Genomic DNA, 19860 nt, shown 5'->3' on the forward strand with positions numbered 1-19860 from the left:
TTTGTGGTTAATGAATAATCGTCCTAGGAAATGCTTAGATTACCAAACACCTTTGGAAGTATTTTTACACGAACTCTTATTAATTGAGTAAATAAAAAATTGTCGCAATAATTATTGCAATTCAACATTTAAATATAGATATGCTAACTATTTTAAACAAATGTAATAAACTAGCTTGCATAATACGAAAGTATATAGTAATATAGTCCGTGGTGTAAAACCAAAAACACACGAATAATGATAATTTAACGGGTGCTCTCCTCGGAGAGACGTTTTGTTAGTAGAGTTATTCGGAGGAAAACAAAACCAAAGGAGAATGATAATTATGGCAGTTATTTCAATGAAACAATTGTTAGAAGCTGGTGTGCATTTCGGACACCAAACACGTCGCTGGAACCCAAAAATGAAACCTTACATCTTTACGGAGCGTAACGGTATTTATATTATTGACTTACAAAAAACAGTTAAGTTAGTTGATAAAGCGTATAACTTTATGCGTGACGAAGCAGCTAATGGAGCGGTTGTATTATTTGTAGGTACTAAAAAACAAGCACAAGGTGCAATCGACGAGCAAGCAAAACGTGCTGGTCAATACTACATTAACCACCGTTGGTTAGGTGGATTATTAACTAACTGGGAAACAATCCAACAAAGTATCCGTCGTCTAAAATCTATTGAAAAAATGGAAGAAGATGGAACATTTGATGTATTACCTAAAAAAGAAGTATTACAATTACGTAAAGAATTAGATCGTTTAGAGCAAAACCTTGGTGGTATTAAAGATATGCCTCGTATTCCAGATGTAATCTTTATCGTTGACCCACGCAAAGAACACATTGCAATCCAAGAAGCTAAAAAATTAAATATTCCATTAGTTGGAATGGTTGATACAAACTGTGATCCAGATGAAATTGACTATGTTATTCCATCAAATGACGATGCTATTCGTGCGATTAAATTAATCACATCTGCAATGGCTGACGCAGTTCTTGAAGGAAACCAAGGACATAGTGAAGATGATTCAGAAGAAAAATCTGACAAAGAATTTTTCGATAACTTATTTGATTCTGAAGAAGAAGCTACTACAGCGGATTCAACAGAAGCTTAATAATTAGATTATTCACAGCTGTCTTAATTCAGGACGTTACACAGGTCTAAAAACCTTGCCCTGTGTTAGGACAGTTTTTTATTTTGACTTTAAAATATCAAGGAGGATTTGAGTTTAATGGCTAAAATTAGTGCAAAACAAGTTAAAGAACTACGCGAACTGACTGGTGTAGGTATGATGGACGCGAAAAAAGCGTTGGTTGAAGTTGACGGAGATATGGATAAAGCGATTGACTTTTTAAGAGAAAAAGGTTTATCTAAAGCTGCTAAAAAAGCAAGTCGTATCGCTGCAGAAGGTTTAGCTGCAACAAGTATCAACGGAAACACAGCTGCAATTATCGAAGTTAATTCAGAAACTGACTTTGTTTCTAAAAACGAAGAATTCGTAAATATTGTTAACACAATTGCTGATGCAGTTGCTGCTAACAAACCAGCTACTATGGAAGAAGCTATCGCTATCGAAGTTGATGGCAAAACAATTGCTGACATCGTCTTAGAAGCTACTAATAAAATCGGTGAGAAAATTTCTTTCCGTCGTTTCGCTATCTTAGAAAAAACAGATAACGATACTTTTGGTGAGTACATCCATGGTGGTGGACAAATCGCTGTTATCACATTAATCGAAGGATTATCTGATGAAGATGTAGCGAAAGATGTTTCAATGCACGTTGCTGCAATCCAACCTAAATACGTTAACCGTGACGAAGTTCCTGCTGAAGAATTAGAACACGAGAAAAAAGTTCAAACAGAAATCGCATTAAACGAAGGTAAACCAGCTAATATCGTTGAAAAAATGATTGATGGCCGTATGAACAAATTCTTAGCTGAAATTAGCTTAAACGAACAACCATTTGTTAAAGATAACGATCAAACAGTTGGTAAATTCGTAGGTGATAAAGGTGGAACGATCAAACAATTCATTCGTTTCACTGTTGGTGAAGGAATCGAAAAACGCCAAGACAACTTTGCTGACGAAGTTGCTGCTCAAATGAAAAAAGATTAATTTTATACCCTTAGCCCCAGTTTCCTGGGGCTATTTTTAAAGATACGATTACGAATAAGAAAGGCAGTATGATATGACTAAAGAAACAACAAAATACAAACGTGTAATTTTAAAGCTTAGTGGAGAGGCAATTGCTGGAAATCAAGGCTTTGGAATCCATCCCGATACAATTAAAGAAATGGTAGAAGAACTTAAGGACATTCATGACTTAGGTGTTGAAATAGCCATTGTTGTAGGTGGAGGGAATATCTGGCGTGGTACAATCGGTGAAGAAATGGGAATGGAACGTTCTCAAGCTGATTACATGGGCATGCTAGCAACAGTAATGAATGCCTTAGCATTACAAGATGTATTAGAAAATAGAGGCGTTCCAACACGTGTACAAACTTCAGTAGAGATGCGTCAAATCGCAGAGCCGTATATTCGTCGTCGTGCAATTCGTCATCTTGAAAAAGGCCGTGTAGTCATCTTTGCTGGTGGAACAGGGAATCCTTACTTTACAACTGATACAACAGCAGCATTACGTGCCGCTGAGATCAATGCGGATGTTATCCTTATGGCAAAAAATAATGTTGATGGTGTTTATGACTCTGATCCAAAAGAGAACAAAGCTGCCGTTAAGTATGATAACTTAACTCACCTTGATGTTATTTCAAAAGGCCTGAAAGTGATGGATTCTACTGCAAGTTCATTAAGTATGGATAATGACATACCTTTAGTTGTATTTAACTTAAATGAATCAGGGAATATTCGCCGTGTTATTCTTGGAGAAAATATCGGAACAACAGTTGAAGCAAAACTAAATAATCAATAGTACATATTTTAAAGGTTAATAGTTATTGACGATAGTTAGTGTTAAACATATCATATCTATCTGAATGTCTGATTTAATACTCATTATACATGAAATATGGTATAATGAGTTAAATTGAACTATAGAGTATTATTAGGAGGATTTTTTTATGACACCGAGTGAAATTTTATCTACAACTAAAGAAAGAATGAACAAATCCGTTGAGGCTTATCAACGCGAAATTGCTTCAATTCGTGCTGGACGAGCAAATGCAAGTATATTAGACCGTGTAAACGTAAATTATTATGGTGTTCCAACGCCATTGAATCAACTTGCGGGTATTTCAAGTCCAGAAGCAAGAATGTTAGTTATATCACCTTATGATAAATCTAGCTTAACTGATATTGAAAAAGCTATTTTACAAAGTGATATCGGTATTACACCATCAAATGATGGAGACGTGATTCGTTTAGTAATTCCAGCATTGACGAAAGAAAGACGTGCAGAATTAGCGAAAGTTGTCGGAAAAGAACAAGAAAATGCAAAAGTTTCTATCCGAAATATTCGTCGTGACGTTATTGATTCAGTTAAAAAGCTTGAAAAAGCAAAAGAATTAACTGAAGATGATGTAAAAGATTATGAATCAGATATCCAAAAAATTACTGATGACTCAACTAAAAAAATCGAAGAATTAACTAAAGCTAAAGAGGATGAGATTTTTAACGATTAATTGAATAATCGTCCTAATGATTGCTGTTGATTTGAATTCAAATTGAAAATACTTTTATCGGAAGGTTTTACTAACTTTTTAGATAAAAGTATTTTTTTGTTTTCATGATTATTATTCGTAATTTAGCATTATTTTGGTATAATACTAGGGATGATTATTTAAAAGGGAGTATTTTATGAATAATGAATTTGAAACAGTTCCCAAGCACATTGCAATTATAATGGATGGAAATGGACGCTGGGCTAAGAAAAGATTTTTACCACGCGTAGTTGGGCATCGAAAAGGTGTTCAAGCAATTAAAAAAATTACAATTAGAGCGAATGAACTTAATATAAAATTAATTACAATGTATGCTTTTTCAACAGAAAATTGGGGACGACCTAAAGATGAAGTGGACTTTCTGATGAAATTGCCGAAGGAATTCTTTAACGATTTTTTACCTGAATTAATTGAACATAATATTCGAATTGAAGTCATCGGTGACACAGATGCACTTCCTGAAGAAACTAAAGGAATCTTAAACTCAGCCATTGAGGATACTAAACATTGTACTGGAATGATATTAAACTTTGCATTGAATTATGGGGCACGACAGGAAATTACTAGTGCAGTGAAAAGTATTATAACTGAAATTCAAAAAGAAAATATTAATTTAAGTGATGTATCAGAAGAATTAATTAATAAACATTTAATGACGAGTCGTTATAATGAACTCAGTGATCCTGATTTAATTATTCGAACAAGTGGAGAAGAACGCTTAAGCAATTTCCTATTGTGGCAAGCTGCCTATAGTGAGTTTTACTTTACAGATGTCTTATGGCCTGATTTTAATGAGGGTGAACTTGACAAGGCTATTAATGCTTATAACGGCAGACAACGACGATTTGGAAAAGTTTAATAATTGTCTGTCGTCTTAAGTCTTAGGAGGAATAATTTTGATTGTAAGAATTAGAAGTGCCGTCATAGCACTTGCGCTTTATATCCCATTCTTATTAATAGGTGGCGGTTATTATGCATTTGCGATGTGGGTTATTGGAATTATAGGCTTATTTGAATTTGCAGAAATGCAGAAACTAAATATATTTAATCATATTGGTTTCTTTTCTGTCGTTGGTTTGACTTCTTTACTCATACCTCAAATGTATATGCCAGAAATTTTGAAACAGGGCAATCCAGAGTATTTATTTTACATTTGTAGTCTGATGTTGTTAGTATTTACTGTATTCAACCATCGAAAATTTAATTTTGCTCATGCGGCTATCATTGTGTTTGCCTGTATTTATATAGGTTATGGTTTTAGATTCTTAATACTATTTCGCGAGATGGGTCTAGAAACAATTCTTTACTTATTAGTTGTAGTATGGTCAACTGATTCCGGTGCGTACTTTGTCGGTAGGAAGTTAGGAAAAAGACCACTGGCTCCTGAAATCAGCCCGAATAAGACAGTTGAAGGAATGATTGGTGGGGTTTTAACCGCACTACTTGTTTCAAGTATATTTGTCGCTTTATTCCAACCAGCCTTAGGTGTAGTGAATCAAATATGGATGTTAACAATTATAGTGTCACTTTTTGGACAATTTGGTGATTTAGTTGAATCGGCATTTAAACGTTATTTTAACGTTAAAGATTCGGGTAAATTTTTACCGGGTCATGGTGGTATGTTAGACCGATTTGATAGTTTAATTTTCGCAAGTTTTATAATGATGTTTTGGATAAATTTATTTAGATAGGATGGTTACTATTGACGACTTTACTAGTATTTTTAGTCATATTTTCGATAATTGTAGTTATACATGAGTTTGGACACTATTTTTTCGCAAAGCGTGCAGGAATTTTAGTTAGAGAATTTGCGTTAGGGATGGGTCCTAAATTATTTTCTAAACAAGGGAAAGATGGAACAACATATACAGTCAGATTGTTACCACTTGGTGGTTACGTTCGTCTAGCTGGATTATATGAAGAAGATGAAATTCAAGCTGGAATGGAAGTAGGTTTAGAAATTAATGATAATGATCAAGTATCATTGATTAATTTATCGGATAACTTTTCAGTTGACGAGATGCCAGTCAGAGTTGACAATGTTGATTTAATTGATGAGATGATCATTGAAGCTGTTCCAGTTGGACAAACAGATATTGTAAAATACTCAGTGGCAAAAAAAGCAAACATAATTGAAGCGGATGGAACTAAATTACCAGTTGCACCACGTGAAATGCGCTATGAAAGTGCGAGTGTTTGGAATAAGATGATTACTAACTTTGCAGGACCAATGAATAACTTTATATTATCCATTATTGCTTTTACAATTGTTGCTTTTATGATTGGTATTCCTAATACAGATAGCGTCATTGGTGAAGTTGTTGATGGATCAGTAGCTCAAGAAGCTGGTTTAGTTGATGGCGATAGAGTAACTGAAGTCGATGGGCAATCTGTAAGTGAGTGGTCTGATTTAGTATTATTAATTCAAGAAAGACCAAACGAAGAATTACAAATGACTGTTGAACGTGAGAATGAAACGGTTGATACAGTTGTGAATGTTCAGGCTGTGACGGATGAACAATCTGGTAACGAAATTGGACAAATTGGAATTATTGCGGATAGAGAGTTTAGTTTTGGAAGTAGTATTACTTATGGTGTGACAGCGACTTGGGGAATTATCACTGGCGTATTAGGAGTTATCGGCAGTATGATTACGAGTGGCTTCAATATTAATAACTTTGGTGGCCCAGTAGCGATGGCTCAGATGACTGATCAAGTTGTTAGCCTTGGGCTACCAGTAATAGTGAACTTCTTAGCGATGCTTTCTGCTAATTTAGGAGTATTCAACTTACTACCCATACCAGCTTTAGACGGTGGTAAAATTGTTTTAAATGCGATTGAAGCAATTAGAGGGAAACCATTAAGTGAATCAAAAGAAGGAATCATTACAATTATTGGCGTGTTAATTATGGTAGTATTAATGGTTGCTGTAACATGGAATGATATTAACAGGGCATTTTTCCAATAAGTTTTAATTTGAGGATGTGGCATCATTATTGATGGTTGCATCCTTAATTTTATCGAAAGGAGTTATTATGGCTGATAAAAGAGAATTATTCGAATTACTTCTCGATCATATTCAATTAAATGATGAAGAAATCGTTGAAGAACTACAACATACTGAAATTAAAACTGTGAATATATTAGCACAGTCAAACCAATGGCATTTTACATTTATTTCGCCAAATCGAATTCATCCAAATGCATATCAAATTTTTCAACATCATATAATAAAAGCATTTGAGCATATTGGTAGAGTTGAGACTTGGTGGCTATTTGAAGAGGATTCTTTAGAATCTAATAACATACTTGAATATTGGTACGCTATTATGTCAGTAATAGCACAAGAAAAGCCTTTTATTCGGTCGATCTTGTCTCAAGCGAAGTATGAAATCGTTGGCGAATCATTAAGAATTGGATTAGCTAGTGATATTCAAATTAATATGTTAAAAGAAAAATACGAACGATTATTAATAGAGAAACTCGAACAAGTCCAAATTACTGACCTTAATTTAGAGTACTACGTTGACGAAGAGTTATTACAAGATGAGATTAACGCAGTTCGAGATCGTCAAAGTAATGAAGATGAACAGAGCTTATTAGAAGCTTTAGAAATTCAAGAAAAAAGACAAAAACAAGAGCGAACAGTTGTGCAATCAACCTCTGATGATATAGGGAAAGATATTCCTAATAAACCGGCTTTGCCAATGATTGAATTAGATGATAATCAATTTAAACAAATCATTGAAGGTTTTATATTTTCGCATGAAATTAAAGACTTGCGTAGTGGAAATCAGCTTTTAATTATGAATATTACTGACTACACGAGCTCAGTGACTGTTAAGCTGATGTCTGGCCGTCGCATCTCAAAAGAAGCATTGAATCAATTTAGTAAAGGTGAATGGATTCGACTAGAGGGAGATATGATCCCAGATAATTTCACTTCGGAATTATATTTTAGACCGAGAAGTGTTAGAAAAGTAACGGTCCCTGGCCGTGAAGATAAAGCACCGGCTGATGGTAAACGTGTTGAATTGCATGCTCATACAAATATGAGTCAATTAGATGCAACAAACTCAGCCACTGATATTGTTACTCAAGCAGCTAAATGGGGTCATAAAGCAGTTGCTATAACGGATCACGCTGTAGCACAATCTTTCCCAGATGCGTATTGGGCGGGTAAAAAACATGGAATAAAAGTAATCTACGGAATTGAAGCTTATGTCGTGAATGACGGTGAACCCATCGCATTTAACTTAAGAGATGAGGCTTTAGATGAAGCAACATATGTTGTATTTGACGTGGAGACGACTGGACTATCATCTGTCTATGATGACATCATAGAACTTGCAGGAGTGAAGATGAGAGAAGGCGAAATTATTGATACATTCGAAGCCTTTATTAATCCAAACAAACCTTTGTCAGCTTTCACTACTGAGTTAACAGGTATTACTGATGATATGGTTAAAGATGCTCCAACGGCTAAACCTGTTTTAGAACAATTCCAACAGTTTTGTGGTGATTCTATTCTAGTTGCGCATAACGCAACGTTTGATATTGGCTTCATTAATAAAGGCTATGAACGTGTTGGCTTACCACAAACTGACTTACCAGTGATTGATACATTAGAACTGTCTCGTTTAGTGAATCCAGATTATAAATCACACCGTTTGAATACTTTAGCTAAGCGATATAACGTTCAACTAGAACAGCATCACCGAGCAGTCTATGACTCCGAGACAACAGGGTACATCTTGATGAAGTTATTAGAACAAGCGAAGGATCAATTTGGTATCATCAATCATAACCAATTAAACGACCAAATAGGACAGGGTGAGAGTTTTAAACAATCAAGACCTTTCCATGCAACTATATTAGTTAAGAACCAAGACGGATTGAAAGCTTTATTTAAGCTGATATCCATGTCCAGTACAGAGTATTTCTACCGTGTACCTCGTATTCCAAGATCTGAATTGACCCAATATCGTGATGATTTATTAATTGGAACGGCGTGTTCAACAGGAGAAGTATTCACTGCCATGATGCAAAAAGGGTATGAAGAAGCAAGCGAACTTGTTGATTATTATGACTTTATCGAAGTGCAACCTCCATCAGTTTATGAACCACTCATCAAAGATGAATTGATTCGTAACGAAGCTGACTTAAAACATATTATCAGTGAAATGCTTCGTTTAGGTGATGAAAAGAACAAAACCGTTGTTGCGACTGGGAATGTCCATTACCTGGATGAAAAAGATGAAATTTACCGTGAAGTATTGAAGAAATCGATGAAAATCAACGCTAACAGAACTTTACATATGCCAAGAGTTCATTTCAGAACGACTGATGAGATGTTACAAGAATTTTCTTTCCTTGGTGCTGAAAAAGCCCAAGAAATCGTCGTTGAGAATACTCAAAAAATTGCAGATTCAATTGAAGAAGTTGCTGTGATTAAAGATGAATTATATCCACCTGTTATTGAAGGTGCTGAAGAAGAAATTACTCAAATGAGTTATGACAAAGCGCATGAAATGTACGGAAATCCTCTGCCTGATATCGTTGATAAGCGAATCAAAAAGGAATTGGACAGTATTATATCGAATGGGTTCGCGGTTATTTATTTAATCTCACAAAAATTAGTGCTTAAAAGTAATGATGATGGATATTTAGTTGGTTCTCGTGGATCAGTTGGATCAAGTTTAGTAGCCACCTTAACAGGAATTACTGAAGTGAATCCCTTAGCCGCACATTATTATTGTACAGAATGCCACTATAGTGAGTTTTTCACTAATGGTGAACATAAATCTGGTTACGACCTTCCACCAAAGGCTTGTCCTGATTGTGGAGCCGAATTGAAAAAAGATGGACAAGATATTCCGTTCGAAACTTTCCTTGGATTCTACGGAGACAAAGTTCCCGATATTGATTTGAACTTCTCAGGAGATTACCAAGCAAAAGCGCATGCGTATACTAAGGAGTTATTCGGTGAAGATTATGTCTTTCGTGCAGGAACAATAGGTACAGTTGCCAATAAAACTGCTCACGGTTACATTCGAGGATATCTAGAATCTTCAGGTGAGCATTTGCCTCAGGCTGAAAGAGAACGATTAGCCTATGGTATTGAAGGCGCTCGAAGAACAACAGGTCAACATCCGGGTGGTATTATTGTTATCCCTGACTTCATGGATGTTTACGACTTTACACCTGTGCAATATCCAGCGGACGATGTGAATGCCGAATGGAAGACTACACACTTTGATTTCCATTCTATTGATGCCAATGTCTTAAAGCTTGATATTCTTGGTCACGATGATCCGACCATGATTCGTATGTTACAAGATTTAAGTGGTATTGATCCAATGGATATTCCGCCTGTAGATGAAAAAGTGATGCAAATATTCAGCGGTACTGAAGTACTGGGGGTAACGCCAGAACAAATAAATTCTGATACCGGAACACTTGGGGTTCCAGAATTCGGGACTGGCTTCGTGCGAGGCATGGTTTCAGAAACAAAACCTAAAACTTTCGCGGAGTTACTTCAAATCTCTGGACTTTCACATGGGACAGATGTTTGGTTAGGAAATGCTCAAGAATTAATTAAAAATAATGTTGTAGAACTATCTGATGTAATTGGTTGTCGTGATGATATTATGACAACTTTAATTCAATACGGTTTAGAAGATGGGACCGCCTTCCAAATTATGGAGCATGTGCGTAAGGGGAAAGGAATTCCTGATGACTGGCAAGCAGATATGCGAAGTAATAATGTTCCAGAATGGTACATTGACTCTTGTTTAAAAATTAAGTATATGTTCCCGAAAGCCCATGCGGCTGCTTATGTTCTGATGGCCTTGCGTGTAGCTTACTTTAAAGTGTATTATCCAATGTACTATTACGCTGCGTATTTCTCAATTCGTGCAAAAGACTTTGATTTAGTTGCTATGCATCAAGGGAAAGAAATGGTCAAAAGACGTGTCCGTGAAATTAATGACAAAGGCTTTGGAGCAACAAATAAAGAAAAAGAATTAGTGACAGAACTAGAGATAGCGAATGAAATGTTAGAACGTGGATTTAAATTCCAAATGATTAATATTGAAAAATCTGACTCGAAACATTTCATAATCGAAGGAGATTCATTAATTCCACCATTTAGAGCCGTTCCTGGTTTAGGTAATAACGTAGCTGAACAAATTGTGAAAGCACGTCAAGAAGCTCCATTCTTATCAAAAGAAGATTTACAAAAGCGTGGTAAAGTTTCAAAAACAGTACTAGCGTACTTAGACGATAATGGCGTCTTAGAAGGATTACCAGATGAAGATCAGCTCAGTTTATTTTAAATATTGAATAATTTACACTTCTTTTTAAGTTTTCTAACCTAAAAAGAAGTTTTTTATGTAAATATCAATAATTATCTCTAAAACGAAATTATTTTCAAAAACCAGACCTTTTCATTTGCATAACCATTTGAATGTCGTTAGAATATAATAGTAATCAAAATTATTTTAAGGAGATGTTATTTTTATGACAAAAATTGGAGTAGTAGTAGGTAGCTTACGTAAAGAATCCTATGCGCGTAAATGGTCGGTAGCATTAGCTGAGTTATTCCCAGCAGATGTAGAAGTAGAATTCTTAGAAATTGGGAACTTACCATTATATAACGAAGAATACGATGAAAACAACCCAAGCGAATATACTGAATTCCGTAACGCTGTATCAGCACAAGATGCAATTATTTTTGCGACACCAGAATATAACCGTTCAACTTCTGGAGTATTAAAAAATGCCATTGATGTTGCTTCTCGTCCTTGGGGACAAAGTGTATGGGCTGGTAAGCCAGCTTTAATCCTAGGTCACTCTATTTCCAATATTAGTGGTGCGAACGCTGTTCAATCACTACGTCCTACATTAGCATTCTTAGATATGCCAGTATTAGGTCAACCAGAAGTTTACTTAGCAAATTCACAAAACTTCTTTGATGAAGACGGTAAATTAAATAATGAAGAAACACGTGGTTTCTTACAAACAGTTGCGGATGCATTTATCGCACATATCGAAAAAAACACTAAATAATTAGACAAATACAACTTATATGTGTTGTTAAAAAACGCGCGTAGAAAGCAAGAGAAGTCTTACTTTCTACGCGTGTTTTTCTTTTTAAGAATAACTACAAACGGTATCGTTTGTAAAAGTTGTGATAATCACAAAATAAATAATTAATTACGTTCATTCTCAAGACTTGCTTCATATTCTTCTAATAATATCCAAGCAGGAATATGACCACCATTTGAAATTTCTTCAATATAGTCTGCAACATCGTCTGATTGATATAAATCTACAATATATTGGTATAGTGGGTTGTCTTGATCTTCTTCACGAACCGTAACGGTGTTCAAGCGATTATAATTGAATGTTTCAGTATTGTGGCCATAAGAATAGATAGCATCATTTGGTTCAAAGTCAGTACTTTCTAAGTAGACCTGATGAATCACTCCCATATCAACATCGGCCATGGCAGCTGGAATTTGAGCAGCTTCCAATTCAATGATTTCATAATTATTTGGATTTTCAACGATGTCATTCACAGTTGGTAAGGCATCAATTGATTCATCTAGTTTAATAAGCTCAGCATAATCTAAGATTTGTAAAGCGTAAGAGCTACTTGCCAAATCATTTGGAATAGCAATGATCGCCCCTTCAGGTAAATCATCAATAGAATTATGCTTTTCTGAAAAGAAACTCAATGGGGTAGCAAAAGTATTTCCAATAGAAACTAAATTAGTTTCATTTGCTTCATTCCAATCATTTAAGAAGTCGGTATGCTGATAAGCATTCATATCCAATGATCCATCAACTAATGAAATGTTAGGTGTATTATAGTCAGTAAACAGGACTATGTCTAATTCAATGCCATCTTCCTCAGCTTTATCAGCAACAAACTCCCATATATCAGCCAATTCTTCACCGACCGTTCTGATAGTCACAGTTTCACCTACAAATTCTTCAGAAAATACCTCAGCTTTAGCAGGAGCCATTGGTTCTAAGAATAAGAATAATAACAAACTAAAAAGCAACAGTTTTATTCTTTTTTTTATTTATATAAACATCCTCTCAATTCAATATGAATAGAATTATAGCACAACTTGTTAACTATAAGAAATAAAATTGCACTTAAATAAATATAACAGATAATGAAAATATAATATAACAGTTTGATATGTTTTTATTCACATGAAAAAGTTTCATATTAAAATTTAATTGAATTAAACACGGATTTACTCATATGGTTTAATTGTGAAAACAATAACAAACTTCTGGACTCGCCAAAAAAATATGTTATAATAAGTTTATAAGTAAAATAAATAGCTTAAAGGGGAGAATTGTAATGGGAAGAAAGGTTCAGACATTTAATTTTCATTTCCATAATGGTGGCCAATGGGAAATTCCAGTAGATTTAGTCGGTGATATTTGGATTAAACGTGTTTCAACAAGTTTAGGTAGAATTAATGATGGAGAAATTGTTGAGATTCATCCTTCAGAAGCTTTCAGAATGGAATTACTACCTGAAGCTGATACTTTTCAAACAACAGACATTAATCAAGGTGGATTAGAGGCTGGAATGTTTGAGACAGTGATAAAAAATCAAGATATCGAACGATTGACAGTCGTATGGGATAATGAAGACAGTGAAGAAGTTTACTTCCCATTCGAAGTAACCGAAGAAAGTGGTACAGTGAATAAATTCATGTCCGGAAAAATCCAAGATAAAAAATTATACTTAGTTATTGATGTAAATAATCATGTGAATGATATTTACCCAAATTAATTTAAACTAAAACCTTTGATCATATTTTGATTAAAGGTTTTTTATTTGGAATGCTTTAAAGAAGCTGTTACTTGTACATTTTAAAGATTTGTGGTATATTGGTTAAGGAATTTAGAAGAGACGGGGAGGAGTGAGCGGTGACGCTTGCTCCTTTCATATTTATAACTAAGAATTTAATTTAAAGGATGAGGTGAAATATTGAGTAAAGTTATTGAGTCCGTAGTTCCAGTAATTGAGCCAATTGTAGAATCAGAAAATTGTTATTTGGTTGATGTTGAATATGTAAAAGAAGGACCAAACTGGTACTTGAGAGTCTATGCCGATAAAGAAAAGGGAATAGATATTGAAGATTGTGCGAAAATTAGCGAAAAACTAAGTGAGGCACTCGATCAGATTAGCCCAGATCCATTTCCAAAAGCATATTTTTTAGAAGTGTCATCGCCAGGTGCCGAACGTCCATTAAAAACTGAACAAGATATCTTAAATGCTGTGGGCGAATATATTCATTTAGATTATTACGTACCACAATTTGGGGAGAAATTTCATGAAGGTACTTTATTAGAAGTCACGGATGAAATGTTCCAAATTGAAGTAACAATTAAGACAAGAAAAAAAGTACTTGAAATTAAACGCGATGCGGTATCAAAACTCCGTTTAGCAATTAAATTCTAAAAAATTAATGAGGTGATTAAGAAGATGAGTAAAGATTTAGTACAAGCTATGCAGATTCTTGAAGAGGAAAAAGGAATTTCTAGTCAGGTCATCAAGGAAGCTCTCGAATCGGCTTTAGTATTAGCGTATAAAAAAAGATACGATAATGCACAAAACGTTGAAGTAGAATTTGACGAAGAAAGTGGATCAATCAAAGTATTTTCAGTGAAAGAAGTCGTAGAAACTAAGTATGACCCTACTTTTGAAATTTCATTAGAAGAAGCTTTAGAAATTAATCGAGCTTATGAAGTCGGCGACAAAATCAAATTCGAAGTAACACCAAACGATTTTGGTCGTATTGCCACTCAAACAGCTAAACATGTTGTAATGCAACGAATCCGTGAAGCTGAACGTGACATTATTTATAATGAATTCATTCAATATGAAGATGAGATTTTAACTGGGACTGTTGAACGTTTCGAAAAAGGAATTGTATATGTCAACTTAGATAAAGTTGAGGCAGTTATGCCAATTCGTGAACAAATTGCTGGAGAAAACTTAGAAATTGACGAACGTGTGAAAGTGTATGTATCAAAAATTGATAAAACACCTAGAGGACCACAAGTGGTCGTGAGTCGTTCGCATCCGGATTTCTTACGCAGATTATTTGAACAAGAAGTGCCAGAGATTTATGATGGGATTGTTGAGATTGTTTCAATTTCACGTGAAGCTGGAGACCGTTCTAAAGTTGCGGTAAGATCTCGTGATGAGAATATTGATCCAGTTGGTACATGTGTGGGTCAAAAAGGACAACGTGTACAAACAATCGTGAATGAACTGAATGGCGAGAACATGGATATTATTGAATATAGTGAAGATCCTGCAACATTTATCCGTAACGCTATGAGTCCTGCAGAAGTTATTAATGTAATTTTTGAAGAAGAAGGAAACTCTTGTATCGTTGTAGTGCCAGATTACCAATTATCGTTAGCAATCGGTAAAAAAGGGCAAAATGCTCGCTTAGCTGCGCGTTTAACATCACATAAGATAGATATTAAATCAGAAACAGCTTATGAAGAGTATTTATCAGAACAAAGTGCTGAAATCGAAGAAGATTACTTAGTTAATAATGAAGTAGAATTAACTGAAGAGTATGATGCATTCGATGAAGCTGAAATTATTGCTGATGTTGAAGAGATAGAAGAAATTGAAGATCATGATAGTGTCAATGAACAACTTGAAGAGCAAGATCTAGATGAGAATAATTACGATGCTGAAGCTGTAGAGGACGCAATTTCTGAAGTTGAGCATGATTATGAGCAAGATTATGATGAATTGCTTGAAGAGCAAGAAGAACAAGATGAATTATAATAAATGATAATTTTCATTAAAGGAGCGAACTAATGGCTGCTAAACAACGCAAACAACCAATGAGAAAATGCATTGTATCTCAGGAAATGTATCCAAAAAAAGAATTAGTGCGTGTTGTTAAATCCAAAGAAAACGAAGTTTTTCTTGATCCAACAGGACGACAAAATGGACGAGGTGCTTATATAGCACTTGAACCTGAGTTGGCATTAAAAGCAAAAAAAGAAAAAACATTTGATCGTGCATTTGGTGTGAAGATTAATGATGAATTCTATGATGAGTTATACAATTATATTGATCATCAGAAAGCTCGTAAAGAACTACTATGAAAAATGATTTTAAAAAATTAAATATGTTAGGTTTAGCTATGCGCGCCAGAGAGATTATTTCTGGAGATGAATTGGTCGAAAAAGCGGTAAAAAATAACCGCGTTCGCCTAGTATTATGCGCGAGCGATGCCAGTGAGAAAACATTAGAGAGATACCGTTCTTTAAGTGAACGAAAAGATATTCCCCTTAACACAGAATTTACTAAGTATGAATTAAGTCAAGCTATTGGTAAAAACCGTTCAATTATCGGTTTGACAAATCAAGGCATGACAAAGAAATTTTTATCTTACGATGTGGAGAGTGAGGAATCATATGACTAATTAATTAGGAAGGTGATTACATGACTAAACGCGTATATGAATATGCAAAAGAACATGATCTGACAAGTAAAGAGCTACTAACTATGGCTAAGTCAAAAGGCATGGAATTCGGTAGCCATATGTCTTCAATTTCTGAAGAGCAAGAAAAGCAACTGAATAATATTATTAGTAATAAAAACAATAAGAAATCCGAAAAACCAGAAACAAACTCGAAAGAGGCAAATAAAAAAGGTTCAAACACTTCTCAAAATACGAATAAAAAAGCATCGGATAAAAACCAAGCAAAACAAAATCAACATAAAAAAGAGGAATCTAAAACGAATACTAAGCAGAATAACAACTCAAATAAGAACGCTTCTAATAACAATAAATCATCTAATCAACCTGGACGCCGTAATCGACGCAACCGTCGCGGTAAAGGGAACAAGAATTTCAAGAACACTGATTCTAAAGGGATTACACAACGTAAACATAAAGATTTACCAGAAAAATTAGTGTATTCTGAAGGAACAAATATTCAAGAAATTGCTAAAATGTTGCATCGAGATGCATCTGAAATCATTAAAAAATTAATGATGAACGGTGTTATGGCTAACCAAAACCAAGCACTTTCAAAAGATGTGATCGAATTAATCGCGCTTGAATATGGTGTAGAACCAGAAGAAAAAGTTGTTGTTGATGTATCTGATTTAGATGTGTACTTCGAAGAAGAACAAGATGAAGCTAAATTAACAATTCGCCCAGCTGTTGTTACAATTATGGGTCACGTTGACCACGGTAAAACAACATTACTTGACCAATTACGTCATTCACGTGTTACAGAAGGTGAAGCTGGTGGGATTACTCAACATATTGGTGCTTACCAAGTTGAAACTGAAGACGACAATATTATTACATTCTTAGATACACCTGGACATGAGGCTTTCACAACTATGCGTGCTCGTGGAGCGGATGTAACGGATATTGCAATTATTGTTGTAGCTGCCGATGACGGTGTAATGCCACAGACAGTTGAGGCGATTAACCATGCGAAAGCTGCCGATGTACCAATTATTATCGCTGTGAACAAAATTGATAAACCAACAGCAAATCCAGACCGTGTAAAACAAGAGTTATCTGAACACGGAATTATTTCTGAGGATTGGGGTGGAGACAACATCTTTGTCGAAATCTCAGCGAAATTCAATCAAAATATTGAAGAATTATTAGAAATGATTGTACTAGTATCAGAAGTTCAAGAACTGAAAGCTAACCCTGACCGTTTAGCATTAGGGTCAGTTATCGAAGCACGTCTTGATAAAAACCAAGGTGCAACAGCTACGTTATTAGTACAAGATGGTACTTTAAATGTTGGAGATCCGATCGTTGTTGGTAATACGTATGGCCGTGTTAGAACAATGGTTAACGATATCGGACGACGTATCCGTACAGCTGGACCAGCCACTCCTGTTGAGATTACTGGTTTACAAACAGCACCACAAGCGGGTGACTTATTCGTAGTATTCGAAGATGAGAAAACTGCACGTCAAGCCGGTGAACAACGTGCACAAGAAGCTCAAGAAGCTCAACGTAGTTTAACAAAGAAAGTAACTTTAGATAACTTATTTGAATCATTACAAGAAGGCGAATTAAAATCAGTTAACGTGATTATTAAAGCCGATGTGCAAGGTTCAGCTGAAGCATTATCTGCAAGCTTACAAAAAATTGAAGTTGAAGGTGTGCGTGTAAATGTAGTTCACCAAGCCGTTGGAGCAATTAATGAAAGTGACATTTCATTAGCCGCTGCTTCAGGTGCGATTGTGATTGGATTTAACGTTCGCCCAACACCACAAGCGCGTCTACAAGCAGATTCTGAAGTTGTCGATATTAGACAATATCGTGTAATTTATGACGCTATTGAAGAAATAGAAACAGCCATGAAAGGTATGCTAGACCCAGAATATGAAGAAGAAGTTCAAGGTCAAGCGCTTGTACGTGAGACATTTACAGTGTCTAAATTAGGTACGATTGCTGGTTCATTCGTTACTGATGGCTACATTGCTCGTGATAGTCAAGTTCGTTTAATTCGTGATAACATTGTAATATTTGAAGGTGAAATCGCAAGCTTGAAACGATTCCAAGATGATGCAAAACAAGTAGCTAAAGGCTATGAATGTGGTATCATGATTGAAAACTATAACGATGTTAAAATGGATGACGTTATCGAAGCATTCCATATGGTTGAAATAGAAAGATAACCTTTTAAGGAGGACGATACTATGGCAAAATACCGTGCAGGTAGAGTTAGACAAGAAATATTGCGTGAAGTTAATAATATCTTATTATTAGAAATTAAAGATCCACGTGTTGAAGGGGTAACAATTACCGATGTAAATGTTACTGGAGATTTACAACAAGCGACAATTTACTATAGTACTTTATCGGATAAAGCTGGTGAGAGACAAAAGACTCAAAGAGGTCTTGATGCTATTACAGGTAAAGTTCGTAGAGATTTAGGTAAGAAATTAACTTTATATAAAACACCGGAAATTAAATTTGAACGTGATCGTTCAATTGATTACGGTAGTCATATTGATTCGTTATTAAACCAAATTAAAGTGGACTATAACGAAGAAAGTGACAACGAAGCGTAAAGACTTAAACCATTCAAGTCACATTTGTGATTTGAATGGTTTTTTGCATTTCCAATCAATTCATATAGAATAGCGGTTATGGTGGAAATTTGATATAATCAAGTGTCGAAAAGATTTTATAATAAGGAGTTAATTATGATAAATGGGATTTTAGCGGTTTGGAAACCTAGAGGCATGACAAGTCATGATGTGGTGTTTAAATTGCGAAAAATGTTAAAAATGAAAAAAATTGGACATACTGGAACGCTCGATCCAGAAGTAGATGGCGTTCTAGTAGTTTGTTTAGGAAAAGGAACTCGCTTAGTTGAATTGCTGATGGACTCACCTAAAGTATATTACGGAGAGATTACCCTTGGTATGTCAACAGAAACCGAAGATGCCCACGGTGAAGTTGTTGACCATAAAGCGGTTGTACAGCCTGTTTCAATTGAAGAAATCGATAAAGCAATGTCAACATTTGAAGGTGTCATTGAACAAATACCACCGATGTATTCAGCAGTGAAAGTGAATGGTCGAAGATTATATGAGTATGCTCGAGAAGGCTTAGAGGTGGAACGCCCAATCCGAAATACGATCATCCATTCGTTTGAACGCGATGGTCAACCCGTGTATAATCAAGAAAGTGGTACTCAATCATGGAAATTCAAAGTAGATTGCGGCAAAGGAACTTACGTTAGAACTTTAGCTGTCGATTTAGGGAAGAAGTTGGGATATCCTGCACATATGTCGAAATTAACAAGATTAGAAACAAGTGGTTTTTCAGATTTTGAGAGCTATACACTTGAAGAAATACAAACGTTAATAGATAATGAAGAAATCAATGATAAAGTGGCTACAATTGAGACAGCATTGAAGCATGTTCCCAAAACTGATTTAGACGATGAATTATATGACAAGGTAAAAAATGGACAAGTACTCTTGAAAAGCGATTTTGAGCAGGATTTTCAAGAGCCAATCGCTTTCTATTATAATGATAAAATTATCGCGCTTTATCGTCAGCATCCAGAAAAAGAACTATATATAAAACCATACAAAATGTTCGTTTAAATGAAAGGAGATTCTAA

The 19860-nt window shown here is 35.1% G+C and carries 18 protein-coding genes; 17 read left to right on the forward strand and 1 reads right to left on the reverse strand.

The window, feature by feature from the left end:
- Positions 1-325: 325 nt before the first annotated feature.
- From rpsB to ACEN4N_RS07240, 9 genes are all read left to right on the forward strand, one after another.
- Complete coding sequence (rpsB, locus tag ACEN4N_RS07200) at positions 326-1108, forward strand: 30S ribosomal protein S2 (RefSeq protein WP_138404893.1); 783 nt, start codon at positions 326-328, stop codon at positions 1106-1108.
- 117 nt (positions 1109-1225) lie between these two features.
- Positions 1226-2110: a translation elongation factor Ts gene (gene tsf, locus ACEN4N_RS07205; RefSeq protein ID WP_407093953.1), complete on the forward strand. Its 885-nt coding sequence runs from the start codon at positions 1226-1228 to the stop codon at positions 2108-2110.
- Between the two features lie 73 nt (positions 2111-2183).
- On the forward strand, positions 2184-2924 hold the full coding sequence (gene pyrH / locus ACEN4N_RS07210; protein ID WP_338489088.1) for a UMP kinase: 741 nt from the start codon (positions 2184-2186) through the stop codon (positions 2922-2924).
- A gap of 148 nt (positions 2925-3072) precedes the next feature.
- A complete protein-coding gene (gene frr / locus ACEN4N_RS07215) occupies positions 3073-3633 on the forward strand; it encodes a ribosome recycling factor (protein WP_338489086.1) in 561 nt (186 codons plus the stop codon).
- A gap of 175 nt (positions 3634-3808) precedes the next feature.
- The gene (locus tag ACEN4N_RS07220) at positions 3809-4531 is read left to right on the forward strand and encodes an isoprenyl transferase (protein WP_338489085.1); all 723 of its coding nucleotides are present in this window, start codon (positions 3809-3811) and stop codon (positions 4529-4531) included.
- A gap of 37 nt (positions 4532-4568) precedes the next feature.
- The gene (locus tag ACEN4N_RS07225) at positions 4569-5363 is read left to right on the forward strand and encodes a phosphatidate cytidylyltransferase (RefSeq protein WP_407090592.1); all 795 of its coding nucleotides are present in this window, start codon (positions 4569-4571) and stop codon (positions 5361-5363) included.
- Positions 5364-5374: 11 nt separating this feature from the next.
- Entirely contained in the window at positions 5375-6640 is a 1266-nt protein-coding gene (gene rseP, locus ACEN4N_RS07230; RefSeq protein WP_407090593.1) for an RIP metalloprotease RseP, read from the forward strand.
- Positions 6641-6707: 67 nt separating this feature from the next.
- Positions 6708-11009: a PolC-type DNA polymerase III gene (locus ACEN4N_RS07235; RefSeq protein ID WP_407090594.1), complete on the forward strand. Its 4302-nt coding sequence runs from the start codon at positions 6708-6710 to the stop codon at positions 11007-11009.
- 184 nt (positions 11010-11193) lie between these two features.
- Complete coding sequence (locus tag ACEN4N_RS07240; RefSeq protein WP_197104441.1) at positions 11194-11742, forward strand: NADPH-dependent FMN reductase; 549 nt, start codon at positions 11194-11196, stop codon at positions 11740-11742.
- A gap of 143 nt (positions 11743-11885) precedes the next feature.
- Here the strand turns inward: ACEN4N_RS07240 and ACEN4N_RS07245 are convergent, their stop codons facing one another.
- Positions 11886-12731, reverse strand: coding sequence for a MetQ/NlpA family ABC transporter substrate-binding protein (locus ACEN4N_RS07245; RefSeq protein WP_407093954.1), 846 nt, complete (start codon positions 12729-12731; stop codon positions 11886-11888).
- Positions 12732-13054: 323 nt separating this feature from the next.
- Here ACEN4N_RS07245 and ACEN4N_RS07250 point away from each other — a divergent pair, with 323 nt between their 5' ends.
- The 8 genes from ACEN4N_RS07250 to truB all read left to right on the forward strand — a co-directional run bounded on the left by ACEN4N_RS07250 (position 13055) and on the right by truB (position 19843).
- Entirely contained in the window at positions 13055-13495 is a 441-nt protein-coding gene (locus ACEN4N_RS07250; RefSeq protein WP_407090596.1) for a hypothetical protein, read from the forward strand.
- Positions 13496-13693: 198 nt separating this feature from the next.
- Entirely contained in the window at positions 13694-14167 is a 474-nt protein-coding gene (gene rimP / locus ACEN4N_RS07255; protein WP_407090597.1) for a ribosome maturation factor RimP, read from the forward strand.
- Positions 14168-14191: 24 nt separating this feature from the next.
- A complete protein-coding gene (gene nusA, locus ACEN4N_RS07260; protein WP_407090598.1) occupies positions 14192-15517 on the forward strand; it encodes a transcription termination factor NusA in 1326 nt (441 codons plus the stop codon).
- A gap of 32 nt (positions 15518-15549) precedes the next feature.
- Complete coding sequence (rnpM, locus tag ACEN4N_RS07265) at positions 15550-15843, forward strand: RNase P modulator RnpM (protein WP_138403503.1); 294 nt, start codon at positions 15550-15552, stop codon at positions 15841-15843.
- Positions 15840-16163: a L7Ae/L30e/S12e/Gadd45 family ribosomal protein gene (locus ACEN4N_RS07270; RefSeq protein ID WP_407090600.1), complete on the forward strand. Its 324-nt coding sequence runs from the start codon at positions 15840-15842 to the stop codon at positions 16161-16163. Before rnpM ends, ACEN4N_RS07270 begins: the two co-directional genes overlap by 4 nt.
- A gap of 20 nt (positions 16164-16183) precedes the next feature.
- A complete protein-coding gene (gene infB / locus ACEN4N_RS07275; protein ID WP_407093955.1) occupies positions 16184-18400 on the forward strand; it encodes a translation initiation factor IF-2 in 2217 nt (738 codons plus the stop codon).
- A gap of 21 nt (positions 18401-18421) precedes the next feature.
- Entirely contained in the window at positions 18422-18796 is a 375-nt protein-coding gene (rbfA, locus tag ACEN4N_RS07280) for a 30S ribosome-binding factor RbfA (protein ID WP_407090602.1), read from the forward strand.
- A 138-nt stretch (positions 18797-18934) separates the two neighbouring features.
- Positions 18935-19843, forward strand: a complete 909-nt coding sequence (gene truB, locus ACEN4N_RS07285; RefSeq protein WP_407090855.1) for a tRNA pseudouridine(55) synthase TruB — start codon at positions 18935-18937, stop codon at positions 19841-19843.
- Positions 19844-19860 lie beyond the last annotated feature (17 nt).

The sequence above is a fragment of the Ruoffia sp. FAM 20857 genome (assembly GCF_045528645.1).
GTDB classification, from domain to species: Bacteria; Bacillota; Bacilli; order Lactobacillales; family Aerococcaceae; genus Ruoffia; species Ruoffia halotolerans.